Consider the following 17,671-nt stretch of genomic DNA (forward strand, 5'->3'; position numbering starts at 1 on the left):
TTTTCTCATTTCTTATCGGGAGAATAATGACCGTAAGGGAAAGCGGTAAGCAAGACCGAATGCGACATGCCGTGGCGTAAATCGTGCGTCGCAATTGGACCAATCGCTATAAGCGCTCAAACCAGTGCGCGCGGGATTTTCTCCTCGAAATTGCGCTCGAAAACCAGTTTTTCGCCTTCGTAGGCTTCGATTCTGGCGCTAACCATGAAGCTTTGCGCGTCGGACCGCATTTCGGCGAAGGTTTCGGTGCGCACCGACCATCCATTTCGCGACAGCGTCTGGGTCCAATGCGTCTGGCCCGACGCTGACAGCGGATTGTCAGGATGGATCGTCCATGTCTCTCTCGCGATGCTGCCATTGGCAAGGCCATGCGCCAGATCGCGCACCTCGCCGAAATCGTCGACGATGGAAAGCGTAATCATTCCGGTCTTTTCGTCGCGATCGACATGACGTTCGGAGCTCGCGGCGCGGACCGTCTCCGTTGCCCAGGGAGTGGCGGCCTCGGGCGTGGGAAACGTCACTTCATCGCCCTGCGCCAGCGGGCGCAACGGCAGCTTCAGCATCGCGGCCGACAGTTCGAGCCGGACCGGCTCCGGCGATGGCCAGATCATCGGCCAATAGGTGTTCGAAACGGCAATATGCATGCGGTGGCCGGCCGGCACGCGATAGGCGCATTGGTCGAGCACCACCCGGGCGCTGACGGTTTCGCCCGGCACCAGCGCTTGCGGGAACTCGTGCGAGTTGCGGTGCGTCAGGTTGAGCACGCCGTAGGAGATCAGCTCGGATGCGCCATCGGGATGCACGTCGCACAGCCGGATCGCGATGTTCGCCTGGCGCCGGTCCGACGAGAGCCTGACCAGAACTTCTGGAGCACCGACAATGTCGACCGCTTCGGCGAGCACCGGCTGGTCGAAGCACACCGAGAATGCATCGTCGGGGCGCTGGTCACCAGGCAATTCCGGGCCGAAGGTGAAGGGAAAATATTCGCCGCCGGCAAGGCCGCAGCTTTGCGGCGAAGCGACGATGGCGGGCTCGCTGCCTTCAGGGATAAGCTCAACCTCTTGCGTCTTGATAGTGGGCGACGGCCATTCCGATTCTGCGACCCAGCGGCCCGGCCGCTCAGGATGCCAGCGCGCCGGGCGCACGCTGTCCATGACATAGGCGCGGTAGGCCGGGTCGGCCTCGACGCCGGTGTCGATGTCCTTCAGCCAGCGGTCCCACCAGCGCAACGCCTCCTGCAGGAAGCCGATGCGCGGTTCGGGCGCGGCGTAATGCGGGTATTTGTGGATCCACGGGCCGACGATGCCTTTGACCGGTGCCTCGATGTTGGCGGCGAGATGGGAAATCGTATTGCGATAGCCGTCATGCCAGCCGCCGATCGACAGCACCGCGGCATGAACGGCGGAATAGTCCTCGCAGACCGAGCCGCGCTTCCAATAGGCATCGCGATGCTGGTGCTTCAGCCATAGCGGCGCCAGGAAAGGCTGGTTCTCCAGCCGGGTCAGCCACAGGTCGCGCCATCTGTTGTCGCCGGCCAGCAGCGGATCCGGCGGCCGCGACGAATAGGACAGCATGGTCGAGGCCCAACCGAAATTCTCGATCAGCAGGCAGCCGCCCTTATAGTGGATGTCGTCGGCATAGCGGTCGACGGTCGAGCACAGGCTGATCACCGCCTTTAGCGCCGGCGGCTGCATCGCCGCAACCTGCAGGCAATTGAAGCCGCCCCAGGAAATGCCCATCATGCCGACATTGCCGTTGCACCACGGCTGCGCCGCCGCCCAGGCAATCACATTGCAAGCATCTTGCAATTCCTGCTCGGAATATTCGTCGTCCATCAGCCCTTCGGAATCGCCGTTGCCGCGCATGTCGACGCGGATCGAGGCGTAGCCGTGGCCGGCGAAATAGGGATGCGTCAGCTGATCGCGATAGGTCGTGCCGTCACGCTTGCGATATGGCAGGTGCTCGAGAATTGCCGGCACCGGATCGTCGGCGGCGTCGGCTGGCATCCACACCCGCGCCGACAGCCGGCAGCCGTCCGGCATGACGATGCCAACGTCCGGGAACTCTACGACTTCTCGGGGGAATTCAGTGATGGTTTTCATGCGGCAGGCTCCAGGACCGCCAGATGATGGAGTCCGCAGGACGTCGTCGTGGGCCAGCCAACGAATTCGGCTGGTCAATCCGCGTCAATTCAGCGGTATGTCGTTTTCCGCTTTGCTCGCCTGATAGGCAGTGGAGAGCTCGTCGTAAATTGCGGAGATCGCGCTGATCCGCGCTTCCAGCCGCTCCCGCTCGGCATCGGGCAGCGATCGCACCAGTCTGCGGATCGAGAAGCTCTTCCAATAGGCATTCTCGGCATTGTAGCCGCCGGGATCGAGGGTAAAGACCTCTTTCAGGATCTTCAAATCGTGCGGGATGGCGAAGCTGTCGCGCGAATCCTCGTGACTGAACAAATGGTAGAAATTGTCGAAGCCGGTCCAGGTGATCGCCGACAGGCAGAGCGAGCAGGGCTCGTGGGTGGCGAGGAAGATAGCGTCCCTGGTGTCGACGCGCTCGGCCTTCGGCATTTCGTAGAAGCGCTTCAGGCAATGCACCTCGCCGTGCCAGAGCGGGTTTTCGGTCTCGTTGTTGGTTTCGGCAAGCACCAGCGAGCGGTCGTCCTTGCGCAGGATCGCCGCGCCGAACAGCTTGTTGCCATGGACGACGCCTTCGGCGGTCTTCGGCACGATGTCGTGCTCGATGACGTCGAGCAGTCGGTCGATCAGCGATATGTCGGTCATCACCTAATCCCGTCGGGAAGATGGATTTCGTAAGGGTGCGAGAAATGACACTCTTCGAGATTGGAGCCGTCGCCCCCGCGGTCGACGACCACAAAATCCTGGACATCGCCGATCGGCGTCAGCACGCCGTGCCACAGATTGCGCGGGTAGTTGACGCCTTGTCCGGGCGCGGTGATGAAGGCGTGCGGCTCGCCAGGGCCTTCCTCGCCATCATGGCAGACGACGACCAGGAACGGCCGTGGCGACAGCGGGATGAAGGCCTGGCTGCCAAAAGGGTGACGCTCCACCATGGTGAGCTTCAACGGAAAATCATAGGGCGTGCCACGCACCATCGAGATCAGCACGCGCGCATTCGGGCCTCGTGCTTCAGCGGTGGCGAGATCGTGGTAGCGCTCGGCCTTGCCGCCGTTGATCGGATAATGGTTGTCGCCGCCCCTATCGATGACGTCGCCGAACTCGGCGAAATTCTCGCGGGTCAGTGGCCGCGCGACAATGCGGGTCATGGCGTACGCCTTGCGACGCCGGCGCTGCCGAGCTTGGCGTGCCGGTTGACGTCTTTGTAGAGGAGATAGCGGAACTTGCCCGGGCCGCCGGCATAGCAGGCCTGCGGGCAGAAGGCGCGCAGCCACATATAGTCGCCTGCCTCGACCTCGACCCAGTCCTGGTTGAGGCGGTAGACCGCCTTGCCCTCCAGCACATAAAGCCCGTGCTCCATGACATGCGTCTCGGCAAACGGGATGACGGCACCCGGCTCGAGGGTGACGATGGTGATATGCATGTCGTGGCTCATGTCGGCCGGATCGACGAAGCGCGTCGTCGCCCATCGGCCCTCGGTTCCGGACATCGGCGTCGGCGCGATATCCTGTTCGTTAGCGAAGAACGCTTGCGGCGTATCGATGCCGTCGACTGCATCATAAGCCTTGCGGATCCAGTGGAAGCGGACAGCCGCGCCGCTTTCGTTGCGAACCGTCCACCCGATGGCCGGCGGCAGGAACGCGAAGCCGCCCGGCCTGAGCACATGCTTCTTGCCGGCAACCGAAACGCTCAGCTCGCCTTCGACCATGAACAGCGCGCCTTCGGCGCCGGAATCGGGTTCAGGCCGGTCGCTGCCGCCACCCGGCGCGACCTCGACGATATATTGCGAAAACGTCTCGGCAAAGCCCGACAGCGGCCGCGACAGCACCCAGACGCGTGTCCCCTCCCAGAAGGGCAAGGCGCTGGTGACGATGTCCTGCATCACGCCTCTGGGGATGACGGCATAGGCTTCGGTGAAGACCGCACGGCCGGTCAGCAATTCGCTCTGGCCGGGGTGGCCGCCCTGCGGCGCGTAGTAGGTTCGCTCGGCCATTTTCATCATATCCATAAGTTCAAGCCTATTGCGGAAGCCAAGGCCTATTGCGAAGCCAAAGGCCTATTGCGGAAGCATATCCTTCAGGCGAAGCAGCGCGATGCGCTCGACCTGTCTGCAGGCGGTTTCGAATTCGAGGCTGCGGCTGTTGCCGATACGCGCCTCGAACTCGGCCAGGATTTCCGCCTTGGTCTTGCCTTTCACCGCGATGATGAAGGGGAAACCGAAACTGGTGACGTAGGCGGCATTGAGTTTTGAAAACAGCTCGCGCTCCTTGTCGGTCAGCGCATCGAGCCCGGCCGAGGTCTGTTCCCTCGTCGATTCGGCCGTCAGCCTTCTGGCTTGCGCCAGTTTTCCGGCAAGGTCGGGATGGGCGTTGAGCACGGAGAGCCGCTCGGCCTTGCTGGCCGCGCGAAACACACGGCAGAGCGCATTGTGGAGGCCGCCGGCACTGTCATGCGCCGGGCCGAGCTCCAGCTCGTAGGCGCGCTCGGCAATCCACGGCGAATGCTCGAAAACGCCGCCGAATGTGTGGACGAAGGCCTCGAATTCCATTTTCGACGGGCGCAGCGCCGGCAACCGAAACGGATGCGTCTGCTGCCAGTGCTTTGCAATGTCGATGCGCCGTGCCAGCCAGACCTTGTCATGCGATTTGACGTAGTCGATGAAGCGCTTCAGCGCCGCGACCCGGCCCGGCCGCCCAACCAGGCGGCAGTGCAGGCCGATATTCATCATGCGCGGCCGCCCTGCCTTGCCCTCTTCATAGAGCGTATCGAAACTATCCCTGAGATAGGCAAAGAACTGGTCGCCCGAGTTGAAGCCCTGCGGCGTAGCAAAGCGCATGTCGTTGGCGTCGAGCGTATAGGGGATGATCAGCTGCGGTTTCGCCGTGCCGTCCGGCGCCACGTGCTCGAACCAGTAGGGCAGTTCGTCGTCATATGTGTCCGACACATACTCGAAGCCGCCCTCTTCCGCCGCCAGCCGCACCGTGTTGATCGACGTGCGGCCGGTGTACCAGCCGGTCGGCCGCGCGCCTGTCACTTCGTAGTGCAGCCGGATCGCCGCCTCCATATCGCGGCGCTCGTCTTCTGGCGCGTGGTCGCGATAGTCGATCCATTTCAGCCCGTGCGAAGCGATTTCCCAATCGGCCTCTTGCATCGCCGCGACGTGATCGGGCGAACGCGCCAGGGCCGTGGCGACGCCATAGCAGGTGACCGGCACTTGTGCCTCGCTGAACAGGCGCAGCAATCGCCAGAAGCCGGCGCGGGCGCCGTATTCGTAGATCGATTCCATGTTCCAGTGGCGCTGGCCGGGCCAGGGCGCCGCGCCGACGATCTCCGACAGGAAAGCCTCCGAAGCCTTATCGCCGTGGAGGACGCAGTTCTCGCCGCCTTCCTCGTAATTGACGACGAACTGCACCGCGACATGCGCGCCGCCGGGCCATTTCGGATCCGGCGGGTTGGCTCCGTAGCCGCGCATGTCTCGTTCGTAACGCATTCTCGCTCCTGCCGGAAATTGTGATCAGGATAGTCGAAAGGAGTGCCTGCGCATTCCCCCGAAATTTTTGAAAGTGTTTTTGTCGTGCTCCGCTCGACCGGGACTTATGCATCGCCTTTAATTGGCGCACAATTCATGAATAGTGTTCGACGGTGCAGGGAATGGAGCAGCCAGTGGCGGAAACGTCGAAAGCCGAAGGCGGGCGCCTGACGACCCATGTGCTCGACACCGCAGCCGGCAGGCCGGCGACAGGCCTGTCGATCGAGCTCTATCATATCGACGGCCAGGTGCGGACGCATCTGAAGACTGTCGTCACCAACGATGACGGCCGCTGCGACGCACCTTTGCTTGCCGGCGCGGAATTCCGCACCGGCGAATACGAGCTGGTCTTTGCGGCCGGCGATTATCTGCGCCGGCAGGGGACGAAACTGCCGGAACCGGCCTTCCTCGACCATGTGCCGATCCGCTTCGGCATGGCCGAGCCGGTACACTATCATGTGCCGCTGCTCCTATCACCCTACGGCTATTCGACCTACCGGGGAAGCTGAGATGGCTGGGATCAAGACACGCAACGAAATTCGATTCATTCTCAATGACGAGGACGTCGCGCTCAGCGCGGTTGCGCCCGACCAGACACTGCTCGACTGGCTGCGGCTCGACCGCTCGCTGCGCGGCACCAAGGAAGGTTGCGCCGAGGGCGATTGCGGCGCCTGCACGGTGCTGGTCGGCAGGCTCTCGGCCGGAAGGCTGGTGTATGAAAGCGTCAATGCCTGCATCCGCTTCCTCGGCTCGCTCGACGGCACTCATGTCGTGACCGTCGAGCATCTGCGCGGCGACGCAGGAAAACTGCACCCCGTGCAGCAGGCGATGGTCGATTTCCACGGCTCGCAATGCGGCTTTTGCACGCCGGGTTTCGTCATGTCGCTTTATGCGCTGTGGATGCGGTCGCCGGAGCCGTCGGATGCGGCGATCGAAAAGGCGCTGCAGGGCAATCTCTGCCGCTGCACCGGCTATGAGGCGATCATGCGCGCGGCGCGCGCCATCTCCAGCTACGGCAAGGTCGCCAAGGACCCGTTGGCGGCCGAGCGCGAGGCAGTCACAGCCAAGCTCGAAGCGATGAAGGACGGTTTGCGCATCGAGATCGGTTCCGGCAATAAACGGCTGATCGTGCCGGCCAATGCCGACGATCTGGCCAGCGTGCTCGACAAGGAGCCAAGTGCCACCATCGTCGCCGGTTCGACCGATGTCGGCCTCTGGGTTACCAAGCACATGCGCGACATCTCGCCGGCGGTCTTCATCGGCAATCTCGATGGGCTGTGCGGGATGTCCGAGGACAAGGGCATCATTTCGATCGGCGCCGGTGTCACCTACAGCGAAGCCTTCGCGACGCTTTCGAAGCGCGTCCCGGCGCTCGGGCCGCTGTTCGACCGCATCGGCGGCGATCAGGTCCGTAACATGGGCACGATCGGCGGCAACATCGCCAACGGCTCGCCGATCGGCGACACGCCGCCGCCGCTGATCGCGCTCGGCGCGCAACTGACGCTGCGCCGCGGCAACAAGCGGCGGACGATCCCGCTGGAGGACTTTTTCATCGCCTATGGCAAGCAGGACCGGCAGCCCGGCGAATTCGTCGAGGCCGTGCATGTTCCGGTGCCGGACAGCGAGACGAAATTTGCCGTCTACAAGATCACCAAGCGCCGCGACGAAGACATTACGGCTGCGCTCGGCGCGTTTTCCCTGACGCTGGCAGCGGACGGCTCGGTGGCGGATGTGCGCATCGCCTATGGCGGTATGGCGGCAACGCCGAAGCGGGCCTTTGGCGTGGAAAAGGCATTGCTTGGCAAGCCTTGGACGGAAGAGACGGTCGAGGCGGCGATGACCGAGTACGCCAGCGATTTCACCCCGCTGACCGATATGAGGGCAAGCGCGGAATACCGGGCGCTGGCGGCGCGCAACCTGCTGCTGCGCTTCTTTGTCGACACCAGCGGCACCAGGGCGCCTGCCCAGGTGTCACGGCACGAGGCGGCGTGATGAACAAGCATGCCACCCCCAACCTCAAGGCGCAAAAAATCGCCGGCGGCGTCGCCACCGACCAGCGGCACGATTCCGCCCACAAGCATGTCAGCGGCACAGCCGTCTATATCGACGACATGCCGGAACCGGCCGGCACGCTGCATGGCTGCCTCGGGCTTTCCAATGCTACGCATGCCACCATCACGAAAATCGATCTGTCGGCGGTGCGCACTGCCCCCGGCGTCATTGACGTGCTGACGGCAAGCGACGTGCCCGGCGAGAACGACATTTCGCCGACCGGCCGTCACGACGAGCCGGTGCTGGCCGACGGCAGGGTTCAATTCTTCGGCCAGCCGATCTTCTGCGTCATCGCCGAAACCCGCGAGCAGGCGCGCCGCGCCACACGGCTGGCCAAGGTCGAATACAAGGAGTTGCCGTTCGTCGCCGATATTGGCGACCTCGATCCCCGGAAAGACAAGCTGGTCACTCCGCCGCTGACCCTGAAGCGCGGCGATGCCGCAGCCGCCATCGAACAAGCACCACGCCGGCTCAAAGGGCAGATGCGCATCGGCGGCCAGGAGCATTTCTATCTGGAGGGCCATATCGCCCTGGCCATTCCGGGCGAGGACCAGGACGTCACCATCTATTCCTCGACCCAGCATCCGAGCGAAATCCAGCACATGGTCAGCCATGCGCTCGGTGTGCCGAGCCATGCGGTGACGGTAGAAATCCGCCGGATGGGCGGCGCTTTCGGCGGCAAGGAAACGCAAGGCAATCAGTTTGCGGCGTTGGCTGCTATCGCTGCGAAGAAACATCATCGCGCCGTCAAGATCCGGCCCGACCGTGACGACGACATGATCGCCACCGGCAAGCGCCACGACTTTTTGGTCGATTACGAGGTCGGCTTCGACGACGATGGAAATATTCTCGGCGTCGATTTCATGTTCGCGGCGCGCTGCGGCTTCTCGGCCGACCTCTCGGGCCCGGTCACCGACCGTGCGCTGTTCCATTGCGACAACACCTATTTCTGGCCGGCAGTGCACGCGCAATCGGCGCCGCTCTACACCAACACTGTGTCGAACACCGCCTTTCGCGGCTTCGGCGGTCCGCAAGGCATGGTCGGCGCCGAGCGCGTCATCGACGAGGTCGCCTTTGCCGTCGGCAAAGACCCGCTCGAAATCCGCAAGAAGAATTTCTACGGCACCGGCGACCGCAACATCACGCCCTACCACCAGACGGTCGAGGACAACGTCATCCACCGCATTGTCGCCGAGCTGGAGGCGAGTTCCGACTATGCAAGGCGTCGCCGGACCATCGATGCATTCAACGCCAATAGCCGCTTCATCAAGCGCGGACTGGCGCTGACGCCGGTCAAGTTCGGCATCTCGTTCACCGCCACCCATTACAACCAGGCCGGCGCGCTGGTGCATGTCTACACCGACGGTTCGGTGCATCTGAATCATGGCGGCACCGAAATGGGACAGGGTCTCTACGTCAAGGTGGCGCAAATTGTGGCGGAGGAATTCCAGATCGACCTCGACCAGGTGAAGATCACCGCCACGACGACCGGCAAGGTGCCGAACACCTCGGCAACTGCCGCATCGTCCGGCTCCGACCTCAATGGCATGGCGGCACAGAACGCCGCCCGGCAAATCAAGGACCGGCTGACCGATTTTGCCGTCGAGAAATACCAGGTGCCGCGCGACCAGGTGCTGTTCCTGCCCAACCGGGTGCGCATCGGCAACCAGGAGATCGCCTTCGCCGATCTCGTCAGGCAGGCCTACATGGCGCGCATCCAGCTTTCGGCGGCGGGCTTCTACACGACGCCGAAAATCCATTGGGACCGCGACAAGGGCGAGGGCCACCCCTTCTACTATTTCGCTTACGGGGCTGCGTGCTCGGAAGTCTCGGTCGACACGCTGACTGGCGAATACATCGTCGAGCGCACCGACATCTTGCATGAAACCGGCCGCTCGCTGAACCGCGCCATCGACCTCGGCCAGGTCGAGGGCGGTTTCATCCAGGGCATGGGTTGGCTGACGACGGAGGAACTGTGGTGGGACGACAAGGGGCGGCTGCGCACCCATGCACCGTCGACCTACAAGATCCCGCTCGCTTCGGACCGGCCGAAGATTTTCAACGTGACTTTGGCCGACTGGGCGGAAGCAGGCGAGCCGACGGTGCACCGCTCCAAGGCGGTCGGCGAGCCGCCCTTTCCGCTCGCAATGTCGGTGCTGCATGCCCTCTCGGACGCAGTGGCGAGCGTTGCCGGCCACAAGATCTGTCCGCGCCTCGACCCGCCTGCTACGCCGGAGCGTGTGCTGATGGCGATCGAACGGCTGAAGCGGGAAGCCAAGACCGGCACCTAAACCCGGCCTCGGAATCCCGGAAAGCGTGCAATTCAGGCCGAAAAACTCTATATTTTCCCGATAGGGAATGCGAATGATGAACGCGAGAGTGCAAAGCCTGAAAATCTTTCTTGCCAGCGCCGGCCGCATCGCAGTGGTCGAGGTCGCCGGGACAAAAGGTTCGACGCCGCGCGAAAAGGGCGCCTTCATGCTCGTCTCTGGATCGGCCACTTTCGGCACGATCGGCGGCGGCCAGCTCGAATACATGGCGATCGACAAGGCGCGGCAGATGCTTTTCTCCCCCCTCGAGGGGGAGATGGCCGCGAAGCGGCCAGAGGGGGTCGTCTCAGAAGGCACCGCCAGAGCGTCGAGCACTGCCGCGGCGACCCCACCCGGCGGCTTCGCCGCCACCCTCCCCTCAAGGGGGAGGGATATCCGCGCCACGCTCGACATCGCGCTCGGGCCGGAGATCGGCCAGTGCTGCGGCGGTCGGGTGGAAGTGCTGATCCGGCTGGTGGACGCGGCGCTTGAGGCCGAGCTGGTTGCGGCGGCGGAAGCCGAGGAGGCGCAGCTGCCACATGTCTACATCTTCGGCGGCGGCCATGTCGGCCAGGCGCTGGCATCGGCGGTGGCTTTGCTGCCGGTGCATGTCGTTGTTGTCGAGACACGAGCCGAGGCGCTGGAGGGCATGCCGGGCACGGTCGAAACAAGCCTGACGCCGATGCCCGAGGCGATTGTTCGCAGGGCCCCGGCCGGCTCCGCCTTCGTCGTCCTCACCCACGACCACGCGCTGGATTTCCTGATCGTCGCCGAGGCGCTGAAACGCCGGGATGCCGCCTATGTCGGCATGATCGGTTCCAGGACCAAGAAGGCGACGTTCCGGAACTGGTTCCTGAAGTCGGCGGACGGAAGCGAGGCGGAATTTGCCCGCCTCGTCTCGCCGATCGGCGGCGATGCCGTCAAGGACAAGCGCCCGCAGGTGATCGCCGCACTCGCCGCAGCCCAGATCATGACGGTGTTGGCCGCCCATGCTGCGCCCTCGGCCACTCCGTCCAGAGCCCCTCATGGCGGGGCTATGGCCGGCTGACGTTTCCTTTTATTCCTTCTCCTGCGTGTGCGCCTCTAGGAACCACAGCAATTTGTCGAGCGAGCGCGAATAGGCGGTGAAGATGTCGGCGGTGTCGGCGTCGCCCGCACCCGCCGCCTCGTCGATCGCCGCGCGTGCCCGCTTGGCTGTCGCGGCATAGCGGTCGATCAGCGCTGCCAGATGATCCCTGGTCTTGTGGATGTCGGTCGGATAGGCCTCGAGCATGGTCGCCTTCGACACCTCTTGCGATGTGCCGAGCGCGGTGCCGCCGAGCTGTACGGCGCGCTCGGCAATGGTGTCGACATGGCCATCGATCTCGTCGCGGAACGTGTCGAGCATCTCATGGATGGCGATGAATTGCGGCCCCTTGACGTTCCAGTGCGCCTGCTTGGTGATCAGCGCCAGATCGATGGCGTCGGCGAGGCGGGCGTTGAGAAGATCGATACACTCTTTCTTGGCGTTGGATTGCAGGTCGTTGCGGGTGGCGATGGCGTCCATGATCGGCTCCTGTGGCGGTTGCGTCCGCGTGGTTCAAAGAGGGCGAGTTTGTGGAAGGTCAATCGAACATGCGCGCAGACGCCCTCATCGCCGCGCGGCACAGCATCCCAAAACGACGATCTCCGACTTTCGTTCCGCTCGCCGCTTACGCCGGCCGATTCAAGCCCAGGTGTTCACGCAGCGTGCTGCCTCGATAGTCCGTGCGGAACAGGCCGCGTCGCTGCAACTCCGGCACGACAAGCGTTGCAAAGGCGTCGAATTCGCCGGGAAAATAGGATGGCATGACGTTGAAACCGTCTGCCGCGCCGCCCTCGAAGCGTGCCTCGAGCTCGTCGGCGATCTGAGCCGGCGTTCCAACGACGCGCCAATGGCCGCGCGCGCCGGCAAAATGGCGGGCAAGCTGGCGAATGGACAGGTTATCGCGGCGGGATTGCTCGATGACCAGCGCCTGCCGGCTCTGCATGCCTTCGCTGGCCGGCAGCTCCGGCAGCGGTCCGTCGATGGGATAGCGCGCGAGATCGGATATGCTGAGATAGCTGGAAAGCAGCGCGACGCCGACGTCGTCCGGGATCAGTTCCTGCAATTCATCATATTTTGCCCGGGCTTCCGTTTCGCTTGCAGCGACGATCGGTGCGACGCCAGGCATGATCTTGACGTCGTCCGGCTCGCGCCCATAGACCGCCAGCCGCCCTTTGAGGTCATCGTAGAAGGCCTTCGCCTCCTTGAACGTTTGCGCCGCCGTGAACACCACATCGGCGGTTCGGGCGGCGAGGTCGCGGCCCTCGTCCGACGCTCCCGCCTGAATCATGACCGGTGCACCTTGCGGCGAACGCGGCAGATCGAGCGGGTCGCGCACCGAAAAACTTCTGCCTTCGTGATTGAAGCCACTGGTTCCTGCGCCCCGCCAGAGAGCTGCGACCACGGCAGCGAATTCGCGCGCCCGCTCGTAACGGTCCGCATGCGGGCGCAGACCGGTCGAGCCGAAATTGGCGGCCTCGATCTGGCTGGCGGAAGTGACAAGGTTCCAGCCGGCACGCCCGCCGCTCAGATGATCGAGCGACAAGAAGGTCCGCGCCAGCCCGTAAGGCTCATTGTAGCTCGTCGATGCCGTGGAGACGAGCCCGATGCGCTCCGTCTGGACGGCGAGCGCCGCAAGCAGGCTGATCGGCTCGAAGCCGATCGAGCGTGAGGTCTGGCTGGCGATGTTGACATTGGCCTCGCGCACGCCGGCGGCGTCCTCGCAGAAGATCATGTCGAACTTCGCCGCCTCCGCCGTGCGCGCCAGCTGGATGTAATGGTCGATGTCGATACCGGCTGTCACATGCGCCTGCGGATGGCGCCAGGCGGCGATGTGGTGGCCTGTCGCCCACAGGAAGGCGCCGAGCTTCATCTGGCGTCGACCGGTACTCATTGTCGATCCTCCCCGGCAAGTCCGAGGTGGGAGCGCAGTGTCGCCCCGCTGTAACCAGACAGAACAAGGCCGCGACGGTGAAGCTCCGGCAGCACGCGACCGATGAAATCGTCGAGCGTCGACTTGAGCGGCATGTCGATGTTGAACCCCTCGCAGGCTCTCGAGCGAAAGCGCTCTTCGAGCCTGTCCGCGAATGTGTCCGGCCTGGCCGTCATTTCGGCACCCGCCGCTACATTCATCAGCACCTTTATCGCGCCCGGACTGCGGCCAAACGCAAGTGCGCGGCGCTTCAGATCGTCGTGCAGTGCCTTGGTGCGCTCGACGGATAGCTCGTCCAGCAGGACGACGTCGGCGGTGCGGGCGGCGATGTCCATGTCGGGCTCGGACAGGCCGGACATCACTAGCACCGGCGTGTCCTGCGGCGACGGTGCCACATTGAGCGGCCCCCGCACCGAGAAATACTCGCCCTTGTGGCCGAGCAGGTGCATTTTTTCGGGATCGAAGAAGCGGCCGCCACGCTTGTCGAACAGCAGCGCGTCCGCGTCCCAGCCTTTCCACAGGCCTTGCACGATGCCGATGAACTCCACCGCGCGCCGGCGAAAATCGTCAGTGGGAATCCCTTCCGGCCGGCTGAAATTGGCCGCCTCGCGCGGACCGGGCATCATGCTCGCGTGCCAGCCGGCGCGACCATGGCTGATGATGTCGAGTGAGGCGAAACGGCGTGCGAGATTGTAGGGCTGGTGGGCGACCATCGAGGCTGCCGCGACCAGGCCGATCCTGCTCGTCACCGTCGCCAGTGCCGCCAGCAGGGTCGTCGCTTCGAACGGCACTTGCCGGTTCGGTCCGCCGCCTGCAGCCAGCGCGGAATCGGCGAGCAACACCATGTCCAACCCGGCTGCTTCGGCCTTTTGCACGGACCGGGTCAGAAGGCTGAAATCCGGGCCGGCGTCGGGCGGATGGGGAGGGGCGGCTTCCGGAGACAGCGAAACGGCGAGATGCATTGTGGCGCCGTTGGCCATTGGTCTTCCCTGGTGAGTGAGATTCCGCAGGAATTATCTTCGCCGGCTGGACGGAAAGCAACCGGCCAGCCGGCGATCACTTGCCGGCCAGAATATCCCTGATCAGCCGCTGGCAGCGCTCGGCCATGAAGTCGAGCAGCAGCCGCACCTTCGGATCCTGCAGCTTCTTGTGCGGGTAGACGGCGGCGAACTGTACCGGCGTCGGCGGCGTGTTGCTCAGGATCACTTTCAGCCGCTGGTCGCGGATAAATGGCTCGACCTCGAAGCGCGGCTTGTTGATGATGCCGCGGCCGGACAGCGCCCAGCCGGTCAGCACGTCGCCATCATCGGTATCGTAGGGGCCGTGCACCTCGAATTTTTGCGGCCCGCTTGGCGTCTGCAGCGTCCAGACATATTCGCGCGCGCCGGAATAGCGCAGCATCAGGCAGTCGTGCTTCTTGCCGATCAACTCCTGCGGCTCGCGGGGCTCGCCGCGCGCTTCCAGATATTTCGGCGCCGCCACCAGCACCCGTTCGCATTCCATGATGCCGCGCATTCTGAGGCTAGAATCCTCGATGATGCCCAGCCGGAACGCAACATCGATGCCTTCCTTCATGATGTCGACATTGTGATCGGAAAGCCGGAGCCGCACCTCGATATCGGGGTACCTGTCGTGGAAATCCGGAATGCCCGATGCTACCAGCCGCCGGCCGAGGCCGAGCGGTGCCGTCACTTTTATGGTGCCGCGCGGCTGGCCGGATAAGGCGCTGACCGCCGCTTCCGCCTCGGTGACCGCCTCCAGCACCTGCTTGGCGCCGGAGTAGAACACCGTGCCGTGCTCGGTCGGCATCAACTGCCGCGTCGTGCGGTTGAACAGCCTGACGCCGAGATGCTTCTCGAGCTCCTTGATGCGGTTGGAGGCGACCGCCGGCGAAATGCGCATGTCGCGCCCAGCCGCCGACAAATTGCCGAGCTCGACGACGCGGACGAAAACGGCGATGTTATCGAGATAGGCCATGCGGCTTTCGTGGCTCTCATGTGGCTGCGTGTAACGAGCGTAGTATTTTCCAATTTTTTTTGAAAGTCATCGTGCACCTCGGCCCTTTCCGTTTGCGCTCCAGCCCGTAAAGTCAGCCGATCGGCAGGGACGACTTTTCATGATGGATTTCGTGATATTCTGGGATTGGCTGAATTTCGCCGTGCGCTGGCTGCACGTCGTCACCGGCATCGCCTGGATCGGGTCGTCCTTCTATTTCGTCGCGCTCGATCTCGGCCTGCGCCAGCGTCCGGGCATGCCTGCCGGCGCTTTCGGCGAGGAATGGCAGGTGCATGGCGGCGGCTTCTACCACGTGCAGAAATATCTGGTGGCGCCGGCTGAAATGCCCGAGCACCTGACCTGGTTCAAATGGGAATCCTACGCCACCTGGCTGTCGGGCTTCGCCATGCTGTGCGTGGTCTACTATGCCGGCGCGGACCTGTTCCTGATCGATCCGAATGTGCTCGCGATGTCGGTGCCTACAGGCATCTTGTTGTCGCTGGCGACGATCGGCATCGGCTGGGTGGTCTACGATCTCTTGTGCCGTTCGCCGCTCGGCAAGAGCGACACCGGCCTGATGCTGGTGCTCTACGGGGTGCTGGTGTTCGTCGCCTGGGGGCTAACCCACCTGTTCACGGGCCGCGCCGCCTTCCTGCATCTTGGTGCCATCACCGCGACGATTATGTCGGCCAACGTTTTCATGGTCATCATCCCCAACCAGAAGATCGTCGTCGCCGACCTGATCGCCGGCAGGAAGCCAGATCCGAAATACGGCAAGATCGCCAAGCAGCGCTCGCTGCACAACAATTACCTGACGCTGCCGGTTTTGTTCCTGATGCTGTCGAACCACTATCCGCTGGCGTTCGGGACAGAGTTCAACTGGGTCATTGCCTCGCTGGTGTTCATCATCGGCGTGCTGATCCGGCACTATTTCAACACCATGCATGCACGTAAAGGCAATCCGACCTGGACCTGGCTGGTGGCGGCCGTGCTGTTCGTCGTCATCATCTGGCTGTCGACGGTGCCGAAGCTGTTGACCGGCGAGGTCAAGACGTCCTCGGCGGCGGAGGTCTACGTCGCCTCGGCGCACTTCGCCGCTGTGCGCGACACCGTTCTTGGCCGCTGTTCGATGTGCCACACGGCAGAGCCGTCCTACGAGGGTATCTACCACGCGCCGAAGGGCGTGATGCTCGACACCGATGCCGGCATCGCCGAGCACGCCGGCGAGATCTACCTGCAGGCCGGCCGCAGCCACGCCATGCCGCCCGCCAACGTCACCCAGATCACCGACAAGGAACGGGCGCTGCTGGTGGCCTGGTTCGAAGGCGCGGGGAAATGACCAGCACGCTCCTGCGCGGCCGTACGCTGTCGTTTTTGCGCTGGCCCGAAACCATCGACGACCATTCCGCCTGGCGTTACGAGCACGATGGCGGCCTGCTGATGCACGACGGCAGGATCATTGCAGCGGGCGCCTATTCCGAGGTCGAGAAAAAGGCGGGCGCGGGAACAAAAAAGATCGACCATCGGCCGCATCTGCTGCTGCCCGGTTTCATCGATGCGCACGCGCATTTTCCGCAGATGCAGGTCATCGCTTCCTACGGCGCCGAGCTGCTCGACTGGCTGAACACCTACACCTTTCCCGAGGAGATCAAATTCCAGAACGCTCAGCATGGACGCCGTATCGCCAGACTGTTCCTGGATGAAGTATTGCGCCACGGCACGACGACGGTCGCCGCCTATTGCTCGGTGCACAAGGAATCGGCCGAGGCGTTCTTTGCCGAGTCGCACGACCGCAACATGCTCAATATCGCCGGCAAGGTTATGATGGACCGCAACGCCCCGGAAGGCGTGCTCGACACGCCGCAATCGGGTTATGACGACAGCAAGGCGCTGATCGAGGAGTGGCACGGCAAGGGGCGCCAGCACTATGCCATCACCCCGCGCTTCGCCATCACCTCGTCGCCGGAGCAATTGGAGATGGCGGGTACGCTCTGCCGTGAATATCCGGACCTGCATATGCAAACGCATCTGTCGGAAAACCACGCCGAGATCGCTTTCACCCAGAAGCTTTATCCGCAGGCGCGCGACTATACCGACATCTATGAGCATTACGGGCTGCTCGGCCGCAAAAGCCTGTTCGGCCACTGCATCCATCTGTCGGAACGCGAGGCGGATGCGCTTTCGGATAGCGGCTCGGTGGCGGTGTTCTGCCCGACCTCCAATCTGTTTCTCGGCTCGGGCCTGTTCAATTATCAGCGGTATCGCCGCCGCGAAAAGTCGCTCCGCATAGCCGCTGCCACCGATGTCGGCGGCGGGACCAACTATTCGATGCTGCGTACCATGGACGAGGGCTATAAGGTGATCGCGCTGAACGGCGAGAAGCTCAATCCGTTGCAGTCCTTCTGGCAATTGACCCTCGGCAATGCCGAGGCGCTGTCGCTTGCGGAAAAGATCGGCACCCTGAAGGAAGGCAGCGATGCCGATATCGTCGTGCTCGACGCTCGCGCCACGCCGGCGATGCGGCTGCGGATGGAGACGGCGGACACGCTCGCCGAGGAATTGTTTCTGCTGCAGACGCTCGGCGACGACCGCGCCGTGCGCGAGGTCTATGTCGCCGGCCGGGCGGCCAAGACGGACATGGCGGTTTAGCTGTCG

The 17,671-nt window shown here is 63.5% G+C and carries 15 protein-coding genes; 6 read left to right on the plus strand and 9 right to left on the minus strand.

The genetic code is table 11. The features are described 5' to 3' along the window. Positions 1 to 116 precede the first annotated feature (116 nt). The 5 genes from NKJ94_RS00685 to puuE form a co-directional block, all read right to left on the minus strand. Positions 117 to 2,102, minus strand: coding sequence for a CocE/NonD family hydrolase (locus NKJ94_RS00685; RefSeq protein ID WP_352522486.1), 1,986 nt, complete (start codon positions 2,100 to 2,102; stop codon positions 117 to 119). An 84-nt stretch (positions 2,103 to 2,186) separates the two neighbouring features. Beyond that, a complete protein-coding gene (locus NKJ94_RS00690; protein ID WP_352522487.1) occupies positions 2,187 to 2,780 on the minus strand; it encodes a nucleoside deaminase in 594 nt (197 codons plus the stop codon). Next, complete coding sequence (locus tag NKJ94_RS00695; protein ID WP_352522488.1) at positions 2,780 to 3,283, minus strand: ureidoglycolate lyase; 504 nt, start codon at positions 3,281 to 3,283, stop codon at positions 2,780 to 2,782. The genes NKJ94_RS00690 and NKJ94_RS00695 overlap by 1 nt, the downstream gene beginning before the upstream one ends. Beyond that, positions 3,280 to 4,128: a bifunctional allantoicase/(S)-ureidoglycine aminohydrolase gene (locus NKJ94_RS00700; protein WP_502895989.1), complete on the minus strand. Its 849-nt coding sequence runs from the start codon at positions 4,126 to 4,128 to the stop codon at positions 3,280 to 3,282. Before NKJ94_RS00700 ends, NKJ94_RS00695 begins: the two co-directional genes overlap by 4 nt. Before the next feature lie 63 nt (positions 4,129 to 4,191). After that, the gene (gene puuE / locus NKJ94_RS00705; protein WP_352522490.1) at positions 4,192 to 5,625 is read right to left on the minus strand and encodes an allantoinase PuuE; all 1,434 of its coding nucleotides are present in this window, start codon (positions 5,623 to 5,625) and stop codon (positions 4,192 to 4,194) included. Between the two features lie 173 nt (positions 5,626 to 5,798). On the opposite strand from puuE, the gene uraH reads away from it, so the two are divergent. The 4 genes from uraH to xdhC all read left to right on the plus strand — a co-directional run bounded on the left by uraH (position 5,799) and on the right by xdhC (position 11,073). Continuing rightward, the gene (gene uraH / locus NKJ94_RS00710; protein WP_352522491.1) at positions 5,799 to 6,173 is read left to right on the plus strand and encodes a hydroxyisourate hydrolase; all 375 of its coding nucleotides are present in this window, start codon (positions 5,799 to 5,801) and stop codon (positions 6,171 to 6,173) included. A 1-nt stretch (position 6,174) separates the two neighbouring features. After that, the gene (gene xdhA / locus NKJ94_RS00715) at positions 6,175 to 7,656 is read left to right on the plus strand and encodes a xanthine dehydrogenase small subunit (protein ID WP_352522492.1); all 1,482 of its coding nucleotides are present in this window, start codon (positions 6,175 to 6,177) and stop codon (positions 7,654 to 7,656) included. Beyond that, positions 7,656 to 10,007 carry a xanthine dehydrogenase molybdopterin binding subunit gene (gene xdhB / locus NKJ94_RS00720; RefSeq protein ID WP_352522493.1) on the plus strand — a complete coding sequence of 784 codons (2,352 nt, stop codon included), beginning with the start codon at positions 7,656 to 7,658 and terminating at the stop codon, positions 10,005 to 10,007. The genes xdhA and xdhB overlap by 1 nt, the downstream gene beginning before the upstream one ends. A gap of 76 nt (positions 10,008 to 10,083) precedes the next feature. After that, on the plus strand, positions 10,084 to 11,073 hold the full coding sequence (gene xdhC / locus NKJ94_RS00725) for a xanthine dehydrogenase accessory protein XdhC (RefSeq protein ID WP_352522757.1): 990 nt from the start codon (positions 10,084 to 10,086) through the stop codon (positions 11,071 to 11,073). Positions 11,074 to 11,082: 9 nt separating this feature from the next. Here xdhC and dps read toward each other — a convergent pair whose 3' ends face one another. The 4 genes from dps to NKJ94_RS00745 form a co-directional block, all read right to left on the minus strand. Further along, complete coding sequence (dps, locus tag NKJ94_RS00730; protein WP_352522494.1) at positions 11,083 to 11,571, minus strand: DNA starvation/stationary phase protection protein Dps; 489 nt, start codon at positions 11,569 to 11,571, stop codon at positions 11,083 to 11,085. A gap of 145 nt (positions 11,572 to 11,716) precedes the next feature. Next, positions 11,717 to 12,982 (minus strand): LLM class flavin-dependent oxidoreductase, encoded by a 1,266-nt coding sequence (locus NKJ94_RS00735; protein ID WP_352522495.1) that lies wholly within the window; start codon positions 12,980 to 12,982, stop codon positions 11,717 to 11,719. Beyond that, entirely contained in the window at positions 12,979 to 14,001 is a 1,023-nt protein-coding gene (locus tag NKJ94_RS00740; protein WP_352522496.1) for an LLM class flavin-dependent oxidoreductase, read from the minus strand. The genes NKJ94_RS00735 and NKJ94_RS00740 overlap by 4 nt, the downstream gene beginning before the upstream one ends. Before the next feature lie 76 nt (positions 14,002 to 14,077). After that, the gene (locus NKJ94_RS00745) at positions 14,078 to 14,998 is read right to left on the minus strand and encodes a LysR family transcriptional regulator (protein ID WP_352522497.1); all 921 of its coding nucleotides are present in this window, start codon (positions 14,996 to 14,998) and stop codon (positions 14,078 to 14,080) included. 139 nt (positions 14,999 to 15,137) lie between these two features. On the opposite strand from NKJ94_RS00745, the gene NKJ94_RS00750 reads away from it, so the two are divergent. After that, the gene (locus NKJ94_RS00750) at positions 15,138 to 16,355 is read left to right on the plus strand and encodes a urate hydroxylase PuuD (RefSeq protein WP_352522498.1); all 1,218 of its coding nucleotides are present in this window, start codon (positions 15,138 to 15,140) and stop codon (positions 16,353 to 16,355) included. Beyond that, on the plus strand, positions 16,352 to 17,665 hold the full coding sequence (guaD, locus tag NKJ94_RS00755; protein ID WP_352522499.1) for a guanine deaminase: 1,314 nt from the start codon (positions 16,352 to 16,354) through the stop codon (positions 17,663 to 17,665). Before NKJ94_RS00750 ends, guaD begins: the two co-directional genes overlap by 4 nt. Positions 17,666 to 17,671 lie beyond the last annotated feature (6 nt).

The sequence above is a fragment of the Mesorhizobium sp. M0060 genome (genome assembly GCF_040323155.1).
Taxonomy (GTDB): domain Bacteria; phylum Pseudomonadota; class Alphaproteobacteria; order Rhizobiales; family Rhizobiaceae; genus Mesorhizobium.